Origin of the sequence: Klebsiella sp. P1927, assembly GCF_018204675.1 — a bacterium.
GTDB lineage: Bacteria > Pseudomonadota > Gammaproteobacteria > Enterobacterales > Enterobacteriaceae > Klebsiella > Klebsiella pneumoniae.
The window spans coordinates 5,123,349-5,140,284 of sequence record NZ_CP073377.1; the positions used below are offsets into that span (position 1 = coordinate 5,123,349).

A 16,936-nucleotide genomic window follows, 5' to 3' on the forward strand; every position below is an offset into this window, starting at 1 on the left:
TCTCTACAAGGCTCGGGGCGCCCGGAAAACGGGCAAATACAGGTCAGCGACAACGCATGGCATATCGCCATTATCAGGAAATTTAACTATGTGTGGAATTGTTGGCGCAGTCGCGCAGCGTGATATTGCTGAAATCCTTCTCGAAGGTTTACGTCGTCTGGAATACCGTGGCTATGACTCTGCCGGTCTGGCAGTGGTCGACAGCGAAGGTCATATGACCCGCGTGCGTCGCCTGGGTAAAGTTCAGATGCTGGCTCAGGCGGTAGAAGAGCAACCGTTACACGGTGGTACCGGGATCGCCCATACTCGTTGGGCGACGCACGGCGAACCGTCTGAGAGCAATGCGCATCCGCATGTTTCTGAACACATTGTGGTGGTCCATAACGGGATCATCGAAAACCATGAGCCGCTGCGCGCCCTGCTGCAGTCTCGCGGCTATGTCTTCGTCACCGAGACCGATACCGAAGTTATTGCCCATCTGGTGCACTGGGAGCTGGAACAAGGCGGTACCTTGCGTGAAGCCGTCCTGCGCGCTATCCCGCAGCTGCGCGGCGCTTACGGTACGGTGATCATGGATACCCGTGACCCGGGAACTCTGCTGGCGGCCCGCTCCGGTAGCCCGCTGGTAATTGGCCTGGGGATGGGTGAAAACTTTATCGCCTCCGACCAGCTGGCATTGCTGCCGGTTACCCGCCGCTTCATCTTCCTCGAAGAAGGCGATATCGCGGAAGTGACTCGCCGTTCGGTGGTGATTTTTGATAAGTCCGCTGCGCAAGTGAAGCGCCAGGAGATCGAATCCAATCTGCAGTATGACGCTGGCGATAAAGGTATCTACCGCCACTATATGCAGAAAGAGATTTTCGAGCAGCCGAACGCGATTAAGAACACCCTGACCGGGCGCATCAGCCATGGCGAAGTGGATCTCAGCGAACTGGGGCCGAACGCCAATGAAATGCTGGCTCAGGTTGAACATATTCAGATAGTTGCCTGCGGGACTTCCTATAACTCCGGGATGGTTTCCCGCTACTGGTTCGAAGCGTTAGCCGGCGTCCCGTGCGATGTGGAAATCGCCTCCGAATTCCGCTATCGCAAGTCCGCAGTGCGTCGCAATAGCCTGATGATCACCCTCTCCCAGTCCGGTGAAACTGCCGATACCCTGGCGGCGCTGCGTCTGTCGAAAGAGCTGGGCTATCTCGGCTCGCTGGCCATCTGCAACGTGCCGGGCTCGTCGCTGGTGCGCGAGTCCGATCTGGCGCTGATGACCAAAGCCGGAACGGAAATCGGCGTGGCCTCGACCAAAGCCTTTACCACTCAGCTAACCGTGCTGTTGATGCTGGTGGCGAAACTGGCGCGACTGAAAGGTCAGGATGCGTCTATCGAGCATGATATCGTGCACGGCCTTCAGGCTCTGCCGAACCGTATCGAGCAAATGCTCTCCCAGGACAAGCGTATTGAGCAGCTGGCAGAGCGCTTCTCTGATAAGCACCATGCGCTGTTCCTTGGCCGTGGCGATCAGTATCCGATCGCTATGGAAGGGGCGCTGAAGCTGAAAGAGATCTCCTACATTCACGCGGAAGCCTATGCGGCGGGCGAGCTTAAGCACGGCCCACTGGCGCTGATTGATGCGGAAATGCCGGTGATCGTGGTGGCGCCGAACAACGAACTGCTGGAAAAACTGAAATCCAACATCGAAGAGGTTCGTGCCCGCGGCGGTGAACTATACGTCTTCGCCCACGGTGAAGCCGGCTTCAACGGTAGCGATAACATGCACATCATTGAGATGCCGCATGTGGAAGAGACCATCGCCCCTATCTTCTATACGGTTCCGCTGCAGCTGTTGGCTTATCACGTCGCGCTGATCAAAGGCACTGACGTTGACCAGCCGCGTAACCTGGCGAAATCGGTAACGGTTGAGTAAAGCATCCTATCCTGCAAAGGGCTGCCGACGGCGGCCCTTTTTATTTGCACCTGCTGTTTTCCATCGATTACGTGCGCAATATTTTGGCTGGCGGTAGATGACAAACGATCGTTTTACGGTCCGATTTCGCCGTCATAAAAAGAAAATTATTTTGTCATTGCACGGTCATGATTAAAGATAACCATCTGAGTTATAAGCGTATTATTTGGCGTAAAATCCACTCTCCCGGCCTGTCATAAAACTGTCATAATTCGTACATTTTACTGTCACCTCTTTGACCTATTTTGCTCACCATAGCCTCGAAACAATGATTTACGAATCCCAGCAGGAGACATTATGAACGTTATGCGTACCACCGTCGCAACAGTTGTCGCCGCGACCTTATCGATGAGCGCTTTCTCTGCCTTCGCAGCAGCAAGCCTGACTGGCGCAGGCGCAACTTTCCCTGCGCCGGTGTATGCCAAATGGGCTGATACCTATCAGAAAGAAACCGGCAATAAAGTGAACTACCAGGGTATTGGTTCCTCTGGTGGCGTTAAGCAGATTATTGCCAACACCGTTGATTTCGGTGCTTCTGATGCTCCGCTGGCTGATGACAAACTGACCCAGGAAGGTCTGTTCCAGTTCCCCACCGTGATTGGCGGCGTGGTACTGGCGGTTAACCTGCCTGGCGTGAAATCCGGCGAACTGGTGCTGGATGGCAAAACCCTCGGTGATATCTACCTGGGTAAAATTAAAAAATGGGATGACGAAGCGATCGCTAAGCTCAACCCGGGCCTGAAGCTGCCGTCGCAGAACATCGCCGTGGTCCGCCGCGCCGATGGTTCAGGTACCTCCTTCGTTTTCACCAGCTACCTGTCCAAAGTGAATGAAGAGTGGAAATCGAAAATCGGCGCCGGCTCTACCGTAAACTGGCCAACCGGTCTGGGCGGTAAAGGCAACGATGGTATCGCCGCCTTTGTTCAGCGTCTGCCTGGCTCGATTGGTTACGTCGAATACGCTTACGCTAAGCAAAACAACCTGGCCTACACCAAACTGGTCTCTGCCGACGGCAAGCCGGTTAGCCCGACTGAAGACAACTTCGCTAACGCCGCAAAAGGCGTTGACTGGAGCAAGTCTTTCGCTCAGGACCTGACCAACCAGAAAGGCGAGAATGCATGGCCGATCACCTCAACCACCTTCATCCTGGTGCATAAGGCGACGAACAAGCCGGAACAGACCGCTGAAGTGCTGAAGTTCTTCGACTGGGCGTATAAAAACGGCGGGAAAGAAGCGAATGCGCTGGATTACGCGACGCTGCCGGAAAGCGTGGTAGAGCAGGTTCGCGCGGCATGGAAAACCAACGTCAAAGACAGCAGCGGTAAAGCGCTGTACTAACAGTAGATTTTTGACGAAGATGGCGGGGGCGTTCAGGCGCTGCCCGCCCTACGGTTCAGACTGTAGGCCCGGGAGCCAACGCCACCGGGCATTTATTCGAACAAGTTTTAATACGTAAAGAGTAATCTATGGCTGCAACCAAGCCTGCATTTACCCCTCCGGGGAAAAAGGGTGACATGATTTTCAGTGCGCTGGTAAAACTGGCTGCGCTGATTGTGCTATTGATGCTGGGCGGCATCATCGTTTCCCTGATCATCTCTTCCTGGCCGAGCATTCAAAAGTTTGGCTTTGCCTTTTTGTGGACCAAAGAGTGGGATGCGCCTAACGAGATCTTCGGCGCGCTGGTCCCGATTTACGGAACCCTGGTCACCTCTTTTATCGCGCTGCTGATCGCCGTTCCGGTGAGCTTCGGCATCGCGCTGTTTCTGACAGAATTGTCCCCCGCCTGGCTCAAGCGTCCGCTGGGCATTGCGATTGAGCTGCTGGCGGCAATCCCGAGCATCGTGTACGGCATGTGGGGCCTGTTTATTTTCGCCCCGCTGTTTGCGACTTACTTCCAGGAGCCGGTCGGCAACGTTCTGTCGACCATCCCGTTCGTCGGCGCGCTGTTTGCCGGCCCGGCGTTTGGTATCGGTATTCTCGCCGCTGGCGTCATTCTGGCCATCATGATCATCCCTTACATCGCCGCGGTCATGCGCGATGTTTTCGAACAGACCCCGGTGATGATGAAAGAGTCGGCCTATGGCATCGGCTGCACCACCTGGGAGGTGATCTGGCGCATTGTCTTACCGTTCACCAAGAATGGGGTGATCGGCGGGGTGATGCTCGGTCTGGGCCGCGCGCTGGGTGAAACCATGGCGGTCACCTTTATCATCGGCAACACCTACCAGCTCGACAGCATCTCGTTGTATATGCCGGGGAACAGTATTACCTCCGCGCTGGCTAATGAGTTCGCCGAAGCGGAAACCGGCCTGCACGTGGCGGCGCTGATGGAGCTGGGCCTGATCCTGTTCGTTATCACCTTTATCGTTCTGGCCGCGTCGAAGTTTATGATTATGCGCCTCGCGAAGAATGAGGGGGCACGCTAATGGCGACCATTGAATTGCAAACTACCGCCGAACTGGCGGAGTCCCGTCGCAAGATGCAGGCCAAACGCCGCATGAAGAACCGTATCGCTCTGGCGCTGTCGATGGCGACCATGGCGTTTGGTTTGTTCTGGCTTATCTGGATCCTGATGGCGACGATAACCCGCGGTTTCGACGGCATGAGTCTGGCGCTGTTCACCGAAATGACGCCGCCGCCGAATACGGCGGGCGGTGGACTGGCTAACGCCCTCGCCGGCAGCGGCCTGCTGATCCTGTGGGCAACCGTATTTGGTACGCCGCTGGGTATCCTCGCCGGAATTTATCTGGCGGAGTATGGCCGCAAGTCGGTGCTGGCGGAAATCATCCGCTTTATCAACGACATTCTGCTTTCCGCGCCGTCTATCGTGGTGGGTCTGTTCGTCTACACCATTGTGGTGGCGCAGATGCAGCACTTCTCGGGCTGGGCGGGCGTTATCGCGCTGGCGCTGCTGCAGGTGCCTATCGTTATTCGTACCACCGAAAACATGCTGAAGCTGGTGCCGGATAGCCTGCGTGAAGCGGCCTATGCGCTGGGGACGCCGAAGTGGAAGATGATCTCGGCGATCACCCTGAAAGCCTCCGTCTCAGGGATTATGACCGGGATCCTGCTGGCTATTGCCCGTATCGCCGGGGAAACGGCGCCGCTGCTGTTCACCGCGCTGTCCAACCAGTTCTGGAGCACCGACATGATGCAGCCGATTGCCAACCTGCCGGTGACCATTTTCAAATTTGCCATGAGTCCGTTTGCGGAGTGGCAGCAACTGGCATGGGCCGGGGTATTGATTATCACCCTGTGCGTCTTGCTGCTGAACATCCTGGCGCGCGTTATCTTCGCCAAGAAGAAACACGGTTAATTTTTTGCGGCGCAGCAACTGCTGCGCTGAATGAGGAAGAGATTGAGATGAGTATGGTGAATACAGCTCCGGGTAAGATTTCAGTTCGTAACCTGAACTTCTACTACGGCAAATTCCATGCCCTGAAGAACATCAACCTGGATATCACCAAAAACCAGGTGACGGCGTTTATCGGTCCGTCAGGCTGTGGTAAATCCACCCTGCTGCGCACGTTCAACAAGATGTTTGAACTGTATCCGGAGCAGCGCGCGGAAGGTGAGATCCTGCTGGATGGCGACAACATTCTGACTAACACCCAGGATATCGCCCTGCTGCGCGCTAAGGTTGGCATGGTGTTCCAGAAACCAACGCCGTTCCCGATGTCCATATACGACAATATCGCCTTCGGCGTGCGCCTGTTTGAAAAGCTGTCCCGTGCCGATATGGACGAGCGCGTGCAGTGGGCGCTGACCAAAGCCGCATTATGGAACGAAACCAAAGATAAACTGCACCAGAGCGGGTATTCTCTCTCCGGTGGTCAGCAGCAGCGTCTGTGCATTGCCCGCGGTATCGCGATCCGCCCGGAAGTGCTGCTGCTTGATGAGCCGTGCTCCGCGCTGGACCCGATCTCCACCGGGCGTATCGAAGAGCTGATCACCGAGCTGAAACAGGACTACACCGTCGTTATCGTGACTCACAACATGCAGCAGGCTGCGCGTTGCTCCGACCATACGGCATTTATGTATCTTGGCGAGCTGATTGAGTTCAGCAACACGGATGACCTGTTCACTAAGCCCGCGAAGAAACAAACTGAAGATTATATTACTGGCCGCTACGGTTGATTTGCCCTTGTGCTTTCAGGCTCTCACCAGTTGGGCAATCAGGAGACACCATGGACAACCTAAATCTTAACAAACATATTTCCGGCCAGTTCAACGCTGAACTGGAGTATATCCGCACCCAGGTGATGACCATGGGTGGGCTGGTGGAACAGCAGCTCTCTGATGCCATCACCGCCATGCATAACCAGGACAGCGATCTGGCGAAACGCGTCATCGACGGCGACAAGCAGGTCAACATGATGGAAGTGGCTATCGATGAAGCGTGCGTGCGCATCATCGCCAAGCGCCAGCCGACCGCCAGCGACCTGCGCCTGGTGATGGCGATCATCAAGACTATCGCTGAGCTGGAACGCATTGGCGACGTGGCGGATAAAATCTGCCGCACCGCGCTGGAGAAGTTTTCCCAGCAGCACCAGCCGCTGCTGGTGAGCCTCGAATCGCTGGGCCGCCACACGGTGCAGATGCTGCATGACGTACTGGATGCGTTTGCGCGTATGGATCTCGACGAAGCGGTACGTATCTATCGCGAAGATAAGAAAGTCGACCAGGAGTATGAAGGCATCGTGCGTCAGCTGATGACCTACATGATGGAAGACTCGCGCACTATCCCCAGCGTCCTGACCGCGCTGTTCTGTGCGCGCTCCATCGAGCGTATCGGCGACCGCTGCCAGAATATCTGCGAATATATTTTCTACTTCGTCAAAGGTCAGGATTTCCGTCACGTTGGCGGCGATGAGCTGGATAAACTGCTCGCTGGCAAAGATCCGAAAGAGTAATAATCATTCTGTCTAATTCTGGTAAATGGATTTATCAGAATTAGATATGTTTTACCCCGCGGCAGCGAGATTGCTGAGATTATCGTCACAATTAACAATCTGCCCGTTTGAGTTATTCATTTTATCGCGTAACAATCAGCTGCCACTCACTGAGTTTTAACGCTCAGGATGGTTTAAACGGATTGTGACTGCGACAGCAGGCAAAACCTGATATTGCTCCTGGGGGCGATATCAGGTTTTTTGTTTTATGCGGGCCAATAATGGCTGAATGAGGGTTGCTACCGCGATGCGCGGGCAAAACCTGAAGAGGATTATCTGCCAAGGCAGATGGTCTTCTTCAGGTTTTTTTGTTTTTGTCTAACCGCAAAAATAACAGCCGCCGCGACGTCAAACGGTATGGATACGGCTATTAGCACCGGCACGGAATAGGGTTGTTGTCGTGTTTTATTTACGCCAATGATTATATAAGGGAATATTATGATGAGAAAAAACAGGATCGCTTCGGCGATAGTCTTGCTGGCGCCACTTTGTTATTCAACTAATCTGCTAGCGAGCCAGTTGACGGTGGAACAACGGCTTGAGCTGCTGGAAAAAGCGCTCAAAGACACGCAAAAAGAGCTCAAAAAATATCAGGACCAGGAAAGAAAAAGAGACCAGATTTGGGCCTCATGGTCTCCTCCTGCGGAAGGTCAGAAGCGCAAGACCGGGGGGGCGACCGCCGGGCCGAAAACGGCGGTTAAACCGGATGCGGTGCTGGTTAAAAATCAACAACCTGTCACCGATGGCGCGCCAGCCTACAGCGCGATGACGCTGAAAGACTTTAGCAAGTTCGTGAAAGATGAAATTGGCTTTAGCTATAACGGCTACTTCCGTTCCGGCTGGGGGACCGCCTCGCACGGCTCGCCAAAATCATGGGCGATCGGTTCGCTTGGCCGCCTGGGCAATGAATATTCCGGCTGGTTCGATCTGCAGCTGAAGCAGCGGGTGTTTCAGGAAGGCGATAAACGCGTCGACGCCATCGTGATGCTCGACGGGAACGTCGGCCAGCAGTATTCCACTGGCTGGTTTGGTGACAATGCCGGCGGCGAAAACTACATTCAATTCTCGGATATGTATGTTAACACCAAAGGGTTCCTGCCGTTTGCGCCGGAAGCCGATTTCTGGGTCGGCAAACACGGGGCGCCAAAAATTGAAATCCAGATGCTGGACTGGAAAACGCAGAGAACCGATGCGGCGGCCGGCGTAGGGCTGGAAAACTGGCAGGTGGGCGCCGGGAAATTCGATATCGCGTTGATTCGCGAAGATGTCGATGATTATGACCGTTCTTTAAGCAATAAGCAGCAAATTAACACCAACACCCTGGACGTTCGTTACAAAGAGATTCCGCTGTGGGATAAAGCCAGCCTGATGGTTAGCGGACGCTATGTCGCCGCCAACCAAAGTTCCTCTGAGAAATATAAAGAGGGCAATGAAGGTTATTATCCGTGGAAAGATACCTGGATGGCTGGTACCTCGTTAACGCAGAAATTTGCTAACGGCGGCTTTAACGAATTCTCTTTCTTACTGGCCAATAACTCTATTGCCAGCAGCTTCTCACGCTATGCCGGATCCAGCCCCTATACCACCTTTAATGGCCGCTATTATGGCGATCATACCAATGGCACCGCCGTGCGCTTAACCTCGCAGGGGGAAACCTATTTACGCGATGACGTTATTATGGCGAATGCCATCGTCTACTCTTTTGGTAACGACGTCTATAGCTACGAAACCGGAGCCCACTCCGATTTTGAATCTATCCGTACGGTTCTGCGACCGGCTTATATCTGGGATAAATATAACCAGACCGGCGTCGAGCTGGGGTACTTCAAACAGCAAAACAAAGATGTTACCGGCAAGAAATATAACGAGTCCGGCTACAAGACCACGCTGTTCCATACCTTCAAAGTCAATACCAGTATGCTGACCTCGCGCCCGGAAATTCGTTTCTATGCCACCTATATTAAAGCGAAGGATATTGACCTGGATAAGGCCGTGAATAATACCACCAGCATTTTTGAAGACGGGAAGAACGATCAGTTTGCCGTGGGGGCGCAGGCGGAAATCTGGTGGTGAGACGATAACTGAACGGACACAACGAAAGAGGAACAACGATGAAACGACATGCAATTTATTTCGCCCTGGCGCTGGCGGGCGCGGCGTTTACCCTCCAGGCGGCGCCATTACCCGCGATGCCGGACCCAAGCCTGCCGGTGAGCCACTTTATCACCCAGGTTAACGCGGATAAGAGTATCACTTACCGCTTGTTTGCCCCTGATGCCCGGCGGGTCTCGATAGTGACTGGCGCCACGCCGGACTCCTTTGTCTCGCACGACATGACCAAAGCAGCGGACGGAGTCTGGACATGGAAAAGCGAGCCGATGAAGCCCAATCTCTATGAATACTATTTCGATGTGGATGGCTTCCGCTCGGTAGATACCGGCAGCCGCTATCAGAAGCCGCAGCGCCAGGTGAACACCAGTTTGATTCTGGTGCCGGGCAGTATTCTTGACGATCGGGAGGTTGCGCATGGCGATCTGCGCACCCTCACCTATCACTCGAAGGCTCTGAACGCCGAACGTCGTCTCTATGTCTGGACGCCGCCGGGCTATAGCGGAACCGGCGATCCGCTGCCGGTGCTCTATTTCTATCATGGCTTTGGCGACAGCGGCCTGTCGGCCATCGATCAGGGGCGGATCCCGCAAATCATGGATAACCTGCTGGCGGAGGGCAAGATTAAGCCGATGCTGGTGGTGGTCCCGGATACCGAAACCGATATCCCGGAAGCGGTCGCGGAAAACTTCCCGCCGCAGGAGCGGCGCAAAACCTTCTATCCACTTAATGCGCAGGCGGCGGATAAAGAGCTCATGCAGGATATTATTCCGCTGATCGATGCCCGATTTAACGTGCGTAAAGATGCCGACGGTCGGGCGCTGGCGGGCCTCTCGCAGGGCGGTTATCAGGCGCTGGTTTCCGGAATGAATCATCTGGAGAGCTTTGGCTGGCTCGCCACCTTTAGCGGCGTTACGACTACCACGGTGCCGAATGCCGGCGTGGAAGCGCAGCTGAAGCAGCCTGACGCGATCAATAAGCAGCTGCGTAACTTTACCGTGGTCGTCGGGGAAAAAGATTCTGTGACCGGTAAAGACATTGCTGGTCTGAAAAGCGAGCTGGAAAAACAGCAGATTAAATTTGATTACCACCAGTATCCCGGCCTGAACCATGAAATGGACGTCTGGCGCCCGGCCTACGCCGAGTTTGTGCAAAAACTGTTTAAATAACCTTTAGGGGGCCTTCAGCCCCCGTTTTGTGCTTGTGAAGGACGACAAGATGAAAATGATTGTGACCGAAGATTATGAAGAGATGAGCCTGGTCGCCAGCCATCATGTTCTGGGCTATATCACGGCGCCGCGGCGGGTGAATCTGGCGGTGACGGCGGGGAGCACGCCAAAGCGGATGTATAAGCATTTGACCGCCGCCGTGAAAGGCAAAGCATTCTATGATCGGGTGCACTATTACAACTTCGATGAGATCCCTTTTCGCGGCCAGTCGCGAGAAGGCGTCACGATATCTAATTTGCGCCAGCTGTTTTTTACCCCGGCGCAGATCAAAGAAGAGAACATTCACAAGCTGACGCTGGACAACGCCGCTCAGCACGATCGCCAGCTGGAAGAGGCTGGCGGTCTGGATCTGATGGTGCTGGGGCTGGGGGCCGACGGCCATTTTTGCGGCAACCTGCCGAATACCACCCGCTTTCATGATCAGACGGTCGAAGTGCCGATTCATGGGGAAATGATTGCTCTTATCGCTAACAGCGAGATGGGCGGGAATATCTCGGCAGTACCAGACAGCTATGTCACCATGGGGCCGAGAAGCGTGATGGCGGCGAAAAATTTATTGCTAATTGTCAGCGGTGCGGCAAAAGCGCACGCGTTAAAGCAAGTGGTGGAAGGTCCGGTCAGCGTGCAGGTGCCGGCTTCAGTGCTCAAATTGCACCCTTCACTGGTGATTATTGCCGATAAAGCGGCGGCGGCGGAATTGCAGCAATAAAAAGCCGCTAGTTCTATTCCCCGCTTACGCAGACGCATAGCGGGGGGGCATCGATGCCAACGTGCCGCTCACCAGGCCCTTAACGCGTGATATCCCAGCCGCGCGCCTGCCACAATGCCGGCAGCTCTGCCAGATCGGTAAAGGTCGTCACTTTGGGATGATCGATCGGCTGGTTGTGCGGATCGGCGCAGAAATAAAACACTTCCATGCCGGCGGCAATCCCCGACTGAGCGCCGGCGCTGGAGTCATCCACCAGAATACAGTTTTCAGCTTTTACCTGCATGGCCTCTGCCGCATGAAACATCAGCGCCGGGTCGGGCTTCCAGCGCTGAATATCGTAGCCGCTGTACAAGCGGTCAGTGAAATGGCGCAGCAGGCCGGTGCGTCCGAGCGAGTGCTGCATCTTACTGACCGGGCCATTGGAAACCACGCACATCGGGACGCTTACCGCATCCAGCAGCGCCTGGGCTCCGGGAATCACCTCCAGCTCGCTATCGAACAGGCGAGCGACCTCGGCCCGGTAAATCGGCTCCAGGGTGGCCTTTTGCAGATTAACGCCATACTCAGCGTTGATGGTGTCGATAATTTCGTACAGCTTCACACCTTTGAAGCGCTTAAAAATCTCGGCGAGGTCCAGCGTAATGCCGAATTCCTGAAACATGTGAACGTAGGCGCGGGAGCAAATCACCTCGCTGTCGACCAGCGTGCCGTCACAGTCAAAAAATACTGCTTCTGGTTGAGTCATAGCCTTTCCATATTAACAAGTTTAACGTTTTCGTAATGCTCAATGCCGCGACGCAATCGTTGCCGTATAAGCAAAATAAATGAAAAAAATTACCATACAACCGCGCCTGGTGCCGTAATTTGGTATAGGATAGCCTCGAATTTTCCCTCCTTACGTTCGGAAACCGATAATGAGTCAACAACAAACCAGCCAGTCTTCTGGCCAGGGTCTGCTGGAGCGCGTATTTAAGCTGCGCGAGCACGGCACCACGGTGCGCACCGAAGCCATCGCCGGTTTCACCACGTTCCTGACGATGGTGTATATCGTTTTTGTTAACCCACAAATTCTTGGCGTAGCGGGCATGGATACCAGCGCCGTGTTTGTGACCACCTGTCTGATTGCCGCTTTCGGCAGTATCCTGATGGGTCTGTTCGCGAACCTGCCGGTCGCCCTGGCGCCGGCGATGGGCCTGAACGCCTTTTTCGCCTTTGTGGTGGTGCAGGCGATGGGGCTGCCGTGGCAGGTGGGCATGGGCGCCATCTTCTGGGGCGCCGTGGGCCTGCTGCTGCTGACCATCTTCCGCGTACGTTACTGGATGATCGCCAATATTCCGCTTAGCCTGCGTGTAGGTATCACCAGCGGTATCGGCCTGTTTATCGGCATGATGGGCCTGAAAAACGCCGGGGTGATTGTCGCCAATCCGGAAACGCTGGTCAGCATTGGTCATTTGACTTCCCACAGCGTACTGCTGGGCGTGCTGGGCTTCTTTATCATCGCGATTCTGGCGTCGCGCAACATTCACGCCGCGGTACTGGTCTCTATCGTTGTGACCACCCTGCTGGGCTGGATGCTGGGCGACGTGCATTACACCGGGATCGTCTCGGCGCCGCCGAGCGTGGCTTCGGTGATTGGTCAGGTCGATCTGGCGGGCTCCCTGAACCTGGGCCTGGCCGGCGTGATCTTCTCCTTTATGCTGGTCAACCTGTTTGACTCCTCCGGGACGCTGATTGGCGTGACGGATAAAGCGGGTCTCGCGGATGCCAACGGTAAATTCCCGCGCATGAAGCAAGCGCTGTTTGTCGATAGCGTCTCGTCGGTGGCGGGCTCCTTCATCGGTACCTCGTCGGTGACGGCCTATATCGAATCTTCTTCCGGCGTTTCCGTGGGCGGGCGTACCGGCCTGACCGCCGTTGTCGTTGGTATCCTGTTCCTGCTGGTTATTTTCCTCTCTCCGCTGGCGGGGATGGTTCCTGGCTATGCCGCCGCGGGCGCGCTGATATACGTTGGCGTGCTGATGACCTCCAGCCTCGCGCGCGTGAAGTGGAGCGACCTGACCGAGGCGGTGCCTGCGTTCATCACCGCAGTGATGATGCCGTTTAGCTTCTCGATCACCGAAGGTATCGCCCTGGGCTTTATCTCTTACTGCGTGATGAAGATCGGTACCGGCCGGCTGCGCGAGCTCAGCCCGTGTGTGATTATCGTTTCGCTGCTGTTCGTGCTGAAAATTGTCTTTATCGATGCACATTAATCCGCACGCATGATGAAAAAGCCCGGCATCGCTGCCGGGCTTTTTTTATGCTTTAACCCGCCGAATATAGTCGCCGAAAGCGGTCAGTTGGCCGCGCAGATGGTCGAGGGTGCTTTGATCGACCACTTCACCCGCCTGCGGATCCACTTTGTTCTGGATGACGCCGCCCATAAATTCCGGTTTATTCATTACCATCGCATCAAGGAAGACCAGAATCTGCCGCAGATGATACTGGCAGCGCGCACCGCCGATGGCGCCCATTGAGCTGGTCTGAATCAGTACCGGTTTGCCGGACAGCGGCTGCTCGGGCAGGCGTGACAGCCAGTCGATGGCGTTTTTCAGGCCGCCAGGCACGGAATAGTTATATTCTGGAGTGACTATCACTACCCCATCCGCCTCGCGGATCTGTTGCGCAATCTCCTGCACGCGCTGCGGAAAACCTTCTTCCTCCTGCATATCAGCATCGTACAGCGGGATATCACCGATCGACGGCAGCGCGGAGATATCCATGCCCGCTGGCGCGATGCCGGGCAGGGTGCGCGCGACCATTCCATTAAACGACCCTTTACGCAGGCTGCCGAGTAACGTAACCACTTTCAAGGTATCTGACATGATTGCTCCTTTGGATCATGATGCCGGCAAGACCGGTCAATTGAGGGATAAGGTTTTTTCCATGGGTAAGCTGGTAAAGCGCATCAGGCGGGCTGACGGTTCGCGTGCGCGCTGCTGCGCATCTGCCAGGCTGCGCCAGTCACCTCCCTTAGCATCATATTCCCAGACCTTCAGCGAGCCGATGTTCGGGGTAGCGGCAATGGACCATACCAGCAGCGATTCGGCGTCACATACCGCTTCGATTGGCTGACTGCCGGCGGTGCGCAGGCGGCCAGAGCCGGGCAGCAGCTGCAGCTGCGTTGATGCTTCGCCGGTCAGCTTTAGCACGCTGCGGCGCAGCGCTACCAGCTGGCTGCGCGCTTCGTCCGGGTCATGCTGTATGTTAATCCACAGATTCTCATTGTTGCTGAAATTGTGCCGGTCGGCGTCGTGGCTGCGGACAGTGCGCTGCAGTTCCATGTCGAGGCCACAATCCCCCTCGGTGGTGAGGGCAACACCAACGATATTGCCAGTATAAGCGATCGAAAAGCGGGGCAGTTGGCGATCGCTAAAAACCGGTCGGCCATTCGCTTCGTTGATGATTTCAGGCAGCTCGCTGATGCCGTAAAGCATAAACAGCAGCTCGGCAAGCAGCGAGCGCGACGCGCAAAAGCGAGCCTGGCGATATGTCGGGAGAAGACGTGCGGATTGATGACAGGCCGCTGACAAACGTGTCGATAGCGGCTCCCCGGTACTGAGTATCCCTCTTGCAAAATGCGTTGCCATACGTCGCTCCGTGAGTAATGGTCTGGATAAAACTGCGGGCGCTATTATCGCCTGGTATTAACAGGTTTTAATGCCGAAATCCCCCATTGAAAAGGGAATTTGTTTGAATTTTACAAATTCTTGCGCAAATAAGGTGCTATGGGCACGAAACAAGGCTTAAAGCGTACCGGAATAGAGCGCTTTCAGCGTATCTCTAAGCCAGACAAGCTTCGGGTTGTAGCTGTTGCGCTTATGCCATAGCAGGGTGAAGGGAACGCGCAGCTTTTCCAGATGCTGCGCCTCCAGGGGGAGCGGCCGGGAGACGAGCGGCAGCTGGTGCTGCTGATTATAGTGCTGACAGTAGCGCGGCGCGGTGGCCAGCATGGTGTGCTGCGGCTGAGCGGCCATAAAAAGTGATTGCTCAAACCCCGGCACGGTCAGCGCCACGTTACGCTTATACCCCAGCTCCTGCAGCACGTCGTCCAGGGCCCAGGTATCGCGTTGTTCCCAGCAGATAGTGATATGCGGATAGCGTAAGAATGCCGCCAGATCCCACTCTTCCCTGAGCGCCGGATGATCGGCGCGCAGCCAGACCTGCGGCAGGTCGGTGAACAGCACCTCAAAATCGATATACCACGGCAGCAGGCTCAGCAGCTCACGCGACTGCGGATGGCTTTCGCGTCCGCAGAAGCCGATATCCACCTCACCGCGGATGATGGCGTCCAGGGAGTCGTAGTCCCAGTTGCGCAAACGAATCAATGCCTGCGGATAGCGCTGATAGATGCGCTGAGAGAGGGTGTTAAACAGGATCATCAGCAGCGGCGTTTCCGCCGCCAGTTCGAATTTGAGGCCGCTGGGCATGGTATGGTGCGGTTTATCGAGGATTTGGTTGCCCATCTGCATCCAGTCCGCCAGATCCTGCTCCATGCTGCTGACCAGCGGCGTGGGCGCCAGGCCCAGCGGGGTTTTCACAAACAGCGGATCGTCAAACCAGGCGCGCAGTTTGGCCAGCGACTTGCTCACCGCTGACGGCGAAACGTTCATCCGCTTCGCCGTACGGGTAACGCTGAGCTCCTGGGTCAGGAGCTGCAGGCAGAGGAGTAAATTAAGATCAAGACTCGACAGCGGCTTCTTCATCGTATTGCGCAACCCGCGGCGGGGTGACGACCAGTAACAAAACAAGGCTCACTATGCTACAGGCAATGAGTATCCCGATCAGCATATTCATTGCGCTGAGTCCGATGATGGCGGCGAGCCAAATCCACAGCGATGAACCGCACACCTGCGCGATGCCGAGGACCGAGCTGGCGACGCCCGCGCGCAGCGTGAACGGCCCCAGCGCCTGGCTCATCGCGACGCCGAACCCAACGGAGAAGCCGGCGCAAATCATGCCCAGCCCGATCAGGGTGACGGCCTGGCGAGTCGCGAGGCTCAGCGTCACGCCTGCCGCCAGAAACAGCACCTGTGAGGTCAGCATTAAGGTGCGGGGATTAAACAGCGACAGGGCGAACGGCGTTGAGAAGGAGACCGCCATGCTGATCATCGCCATCAGAGCCATCGCCATTGAGTAAGTTCCCCGGTCGAACCCCATCTCTTCCATCATTAGTACCGGCGAGACGTTAACGTAGGTCAGGATCACCGTCACGCTGAGGGTGGTAATGAGTAAGCGGCTGAGGAAAAAGCGGTTCAACAGCGATTCGCCAGCGTCATGCTGCGGTGACGCTGCCTGCGGAGGCGCCGTCGGCCGCGTTTCACGCAGGATAAAGACCGACAGCACAGCGACCATGACGCCCATGCCGGTCATCGTGTAGAACAGGCTCTGCCACGGATATTTCAGCATAATCAGGTGGCCAAGCACCGGCGCCAGGACGGGGATAATGCAGGTGATGCCGTTGAGCAACGACAGCACCTTGGCGCGGCGACGGTCGTCCAGCGTATCGCGCAGGATAGCGAAAGCCACCACGTAGCAGCTGCCGGCGCCGATCCCCTGGATAAAGCGTCCGATGAGGAAGTGGCTGCTGGTATGCGCCTGGGCGCAGAGCAGGGAGGCGATAACAAAGATCGCTGCACCTACAATAGCGACAGGCTTACGCCCCGAGCGGTCGGCGATGCGGCCAGCAAACAGCATCGCGGAGGCCATACCGGCCAGATAGACCGAGAAGGCGATATGTAATTGCGCCTCGCTGGCCCCCAGGTCCTGAGCAATACGCGGCAGGCCGACCAGATACATATCGATGCCGGAGGGGTAGAGCAGAACCAGGGCAAAGCTGCAGAGAAGAAAGCGTGTCATGGGATCCTCGCGATGTGAATGGCGTTCAGCATAGTGAGGAACGCGCCGTAAGACGAGTTGCCATTTGGACAACGCTCTTTTC

The 16,936-nt window shown here is 55.8% G+C and carries 15 protein-coding genes; 10 read left to right on the top strand and 5 right to left on the bottom strand.

Annotation, left to right across the window (positions count from 1 at the left end; translation table 11 throughout):
• Positions 1–88 precede the first annotated feature (88 nt).
• From glmS to KB892_RS25530, 9 genes are all read left to right on the top strand, one after another.
• The gene (glmS, locus tag KB892_RS25490; protein ID WP_004151549.1) at positions 89–1,918 is read left to right on the top strand and encodes a glutamine--fructose-6-phosphate transaminase (isomerizing); all 1,830 of its coding nucleotides are present in this window, start codon (positions 89–91) and stop codon (positions 1,916–1,918) included.
• 336 nt (positions 1,919–2,254) lie between these two features.
• Positions 2,255–3,295, top strand: a complete 1,041-nt coding sequence (pstS, locus tag KB892_RS25495; RefSeq protein ID WP_004150308.1) for a phosphate ABC transporter substrate-binding protein PstS — start codon at positions 2,255–2,257, stop codon at positions 3,293–3,295.
• 128 nt (positions 3,296–3,423) lie between these two features.
• Entirely contained in the window at positions 3,424–4,383 is a 960-nt protein-coding gene (gene pstC / locus KB892_RS25500) for a phosphate ABC transporter permease PstC (protein WP_004145004.1), read from the top strand.
• Positions 4,383–5,273: a phosphate ABC transporter permease PstA gene (pstA, locus tag KB892_RS25505; RefSeq protein WP_004151547.1), complete on the top strand. Its 891-nt coding sequence runs from the start codon at positions 4,383–4,385 to the stop codon at positions 5,271–5,273. The genes pstC and pstA overlap by 1 nt, the downstream gene beginning before the upstream one ends.
• Before the next feature lie 47 nt (positions 5,274–5,320).
• Entirely contained in the window at positions 5,321–6,094 is a 774-nt protein-coding gene (pstB, locus tag KB892_RS25510; RefSeq protein WP_004145006.1) for a phosphate ABC transporter ATP-binding protein PstB, read from the top strand.
• Between the two features lie 50 nt (positions 6,095–6,144).
• On the top strand, positions 6,145–6,870 hold the full coding sequence (phoU, locus tag KB892_RS25515) for a phosphate signaling complex protein PhoU (RefSeq protein ID WP_004145007.1): 726 nt from the start codon (positions 6,145–6,147) through the stop codon (positions 6,868–6,870).
• Between the two features lie 477 nt (positions 6,871–7,347).
• The gene (locus KB892_RS25520) at positions 7,348–8,982 is read left to right on the top strand and encodes a carbohydrate porin (protein ID WP_004151546.1); all 1,635 of its coding nucleotides are present in this window, start codon (positions 7,348–7,350) and stop codon (positions 8,980–8,982) included.
• Between the two features lie 38 nt (positions 8,983–9,020).
• Positions 9,021–10,187 carry an alpha/beta hydrolase-fold protein gene (locus KB892_RS25525; protein ID WP_004145104.1) on the top strand — a complete coding sequence of 389 codons (1,167 nt, stop codon included), beginning with the start codon at positions 9,021–9,023 and terminating at the stop codon, positions 10,185–10,187.
• A 49-nt stretch (positions 10,188–10,236) separates the two neighbouring features.
• Positions 10,237–10,956 (top strand): glucosamine-6-phosphate deaminase, encoded by a 720-nt coding sequence (locus KB892_RS25530; protein WP_004151545.1) that lies wholly within the window; start codon positions 10,237–10,239, stop codon positions 10,954–10,956.
• 79 nt (positions 10,957–11,035) lie between these two features.
• Here the strand turns inward: KB892_RS25530 and yieH are convergent, their stop codons facing one another.
• On the bottom strand, positions 11,036–11,701 hold the full coding sequence (gene yieH / locus KB892_RS25535) for a 6-phosphogluconate phosphatase (RefSeq protein ID WP_004145102.1): 666 nt from the start codon (positions 11,699–11,701) through the stop codon (positions 11,036–11,038).
• Between the two features lie 169 nt (positions 11,702–11,870).
• Between yieH and KB892_RS25540 the strand changes: the two genes are divergently transcribed.
• Positions 11,871–13,208, top strand: a complete 1,338-nt coding sequence (locus tag KB892_RS25540) for an NCS2 family permease (RefSeq protein WP_004145100.1) — start codon at positions 11,871–11,873, stop codon at positions 13,206–13,208.
• Positions 13,209–13,253: 45 nt separating this feature from the next.
• Here KB892_RS25540 and KB892_RS25545 read toward each other — a convergent pair whose 3' ends face one another.
• The 4 genes from KB892_RS25545 to KB892_RS25560 form a co-directional block, all read right to left on the bottom strand.
• Positions 13,254–13,820, bottom strand: coding sequence for an NADPH-dependent FMN reductase (locus tag KB892_RS25545; RefSeq protein WP_004151543.1), 567 nt, complete (start codon positions 13,818–13,820; stop codon positions 13,254–13,256).
• A 36-nt stretch (positions 13,821–13,856) separates the two neighbouring features.
• A complete protein-coding gene (locus tag KB892_RS25550) occupies positions 13,857–14,432 on the bottom strand; it encodes a 4'-phosphopantetheinyl transferase family protein (protein WP_004145098.1) in 576 nt (191 codons plus the stop codon).
• A 309-nt stretch (positions 14,433–14,741) separates the two neighbouring features.
• Positions 14,742–15,701, bottom strand: a complete 960-nt coding sequence (gene yidZ, locus KB892_RS25555) for an HTH-type transcriptional regulator YidZ (RefSeq protein ID WP_004151541.1) — start codon at positions 15,699–15,701, stop codon at positions 14,742–14,744.
• Positions 15,676–16,854, bottom strand: coding sequence for an MFS transporter (locus KB892_RS25560; protein ID WP_004151540.1), 1,179 nt, complete (start codon positions 16,852–16,854; stop codon positions 15,676–15,678). Before KB892_RS25560 ends, yidZ begins: the two co-directional genes overlap by 26 nt.
• Between the last annotated feature and the right edge of the window lie 82 nt (positions 16,855–16,936).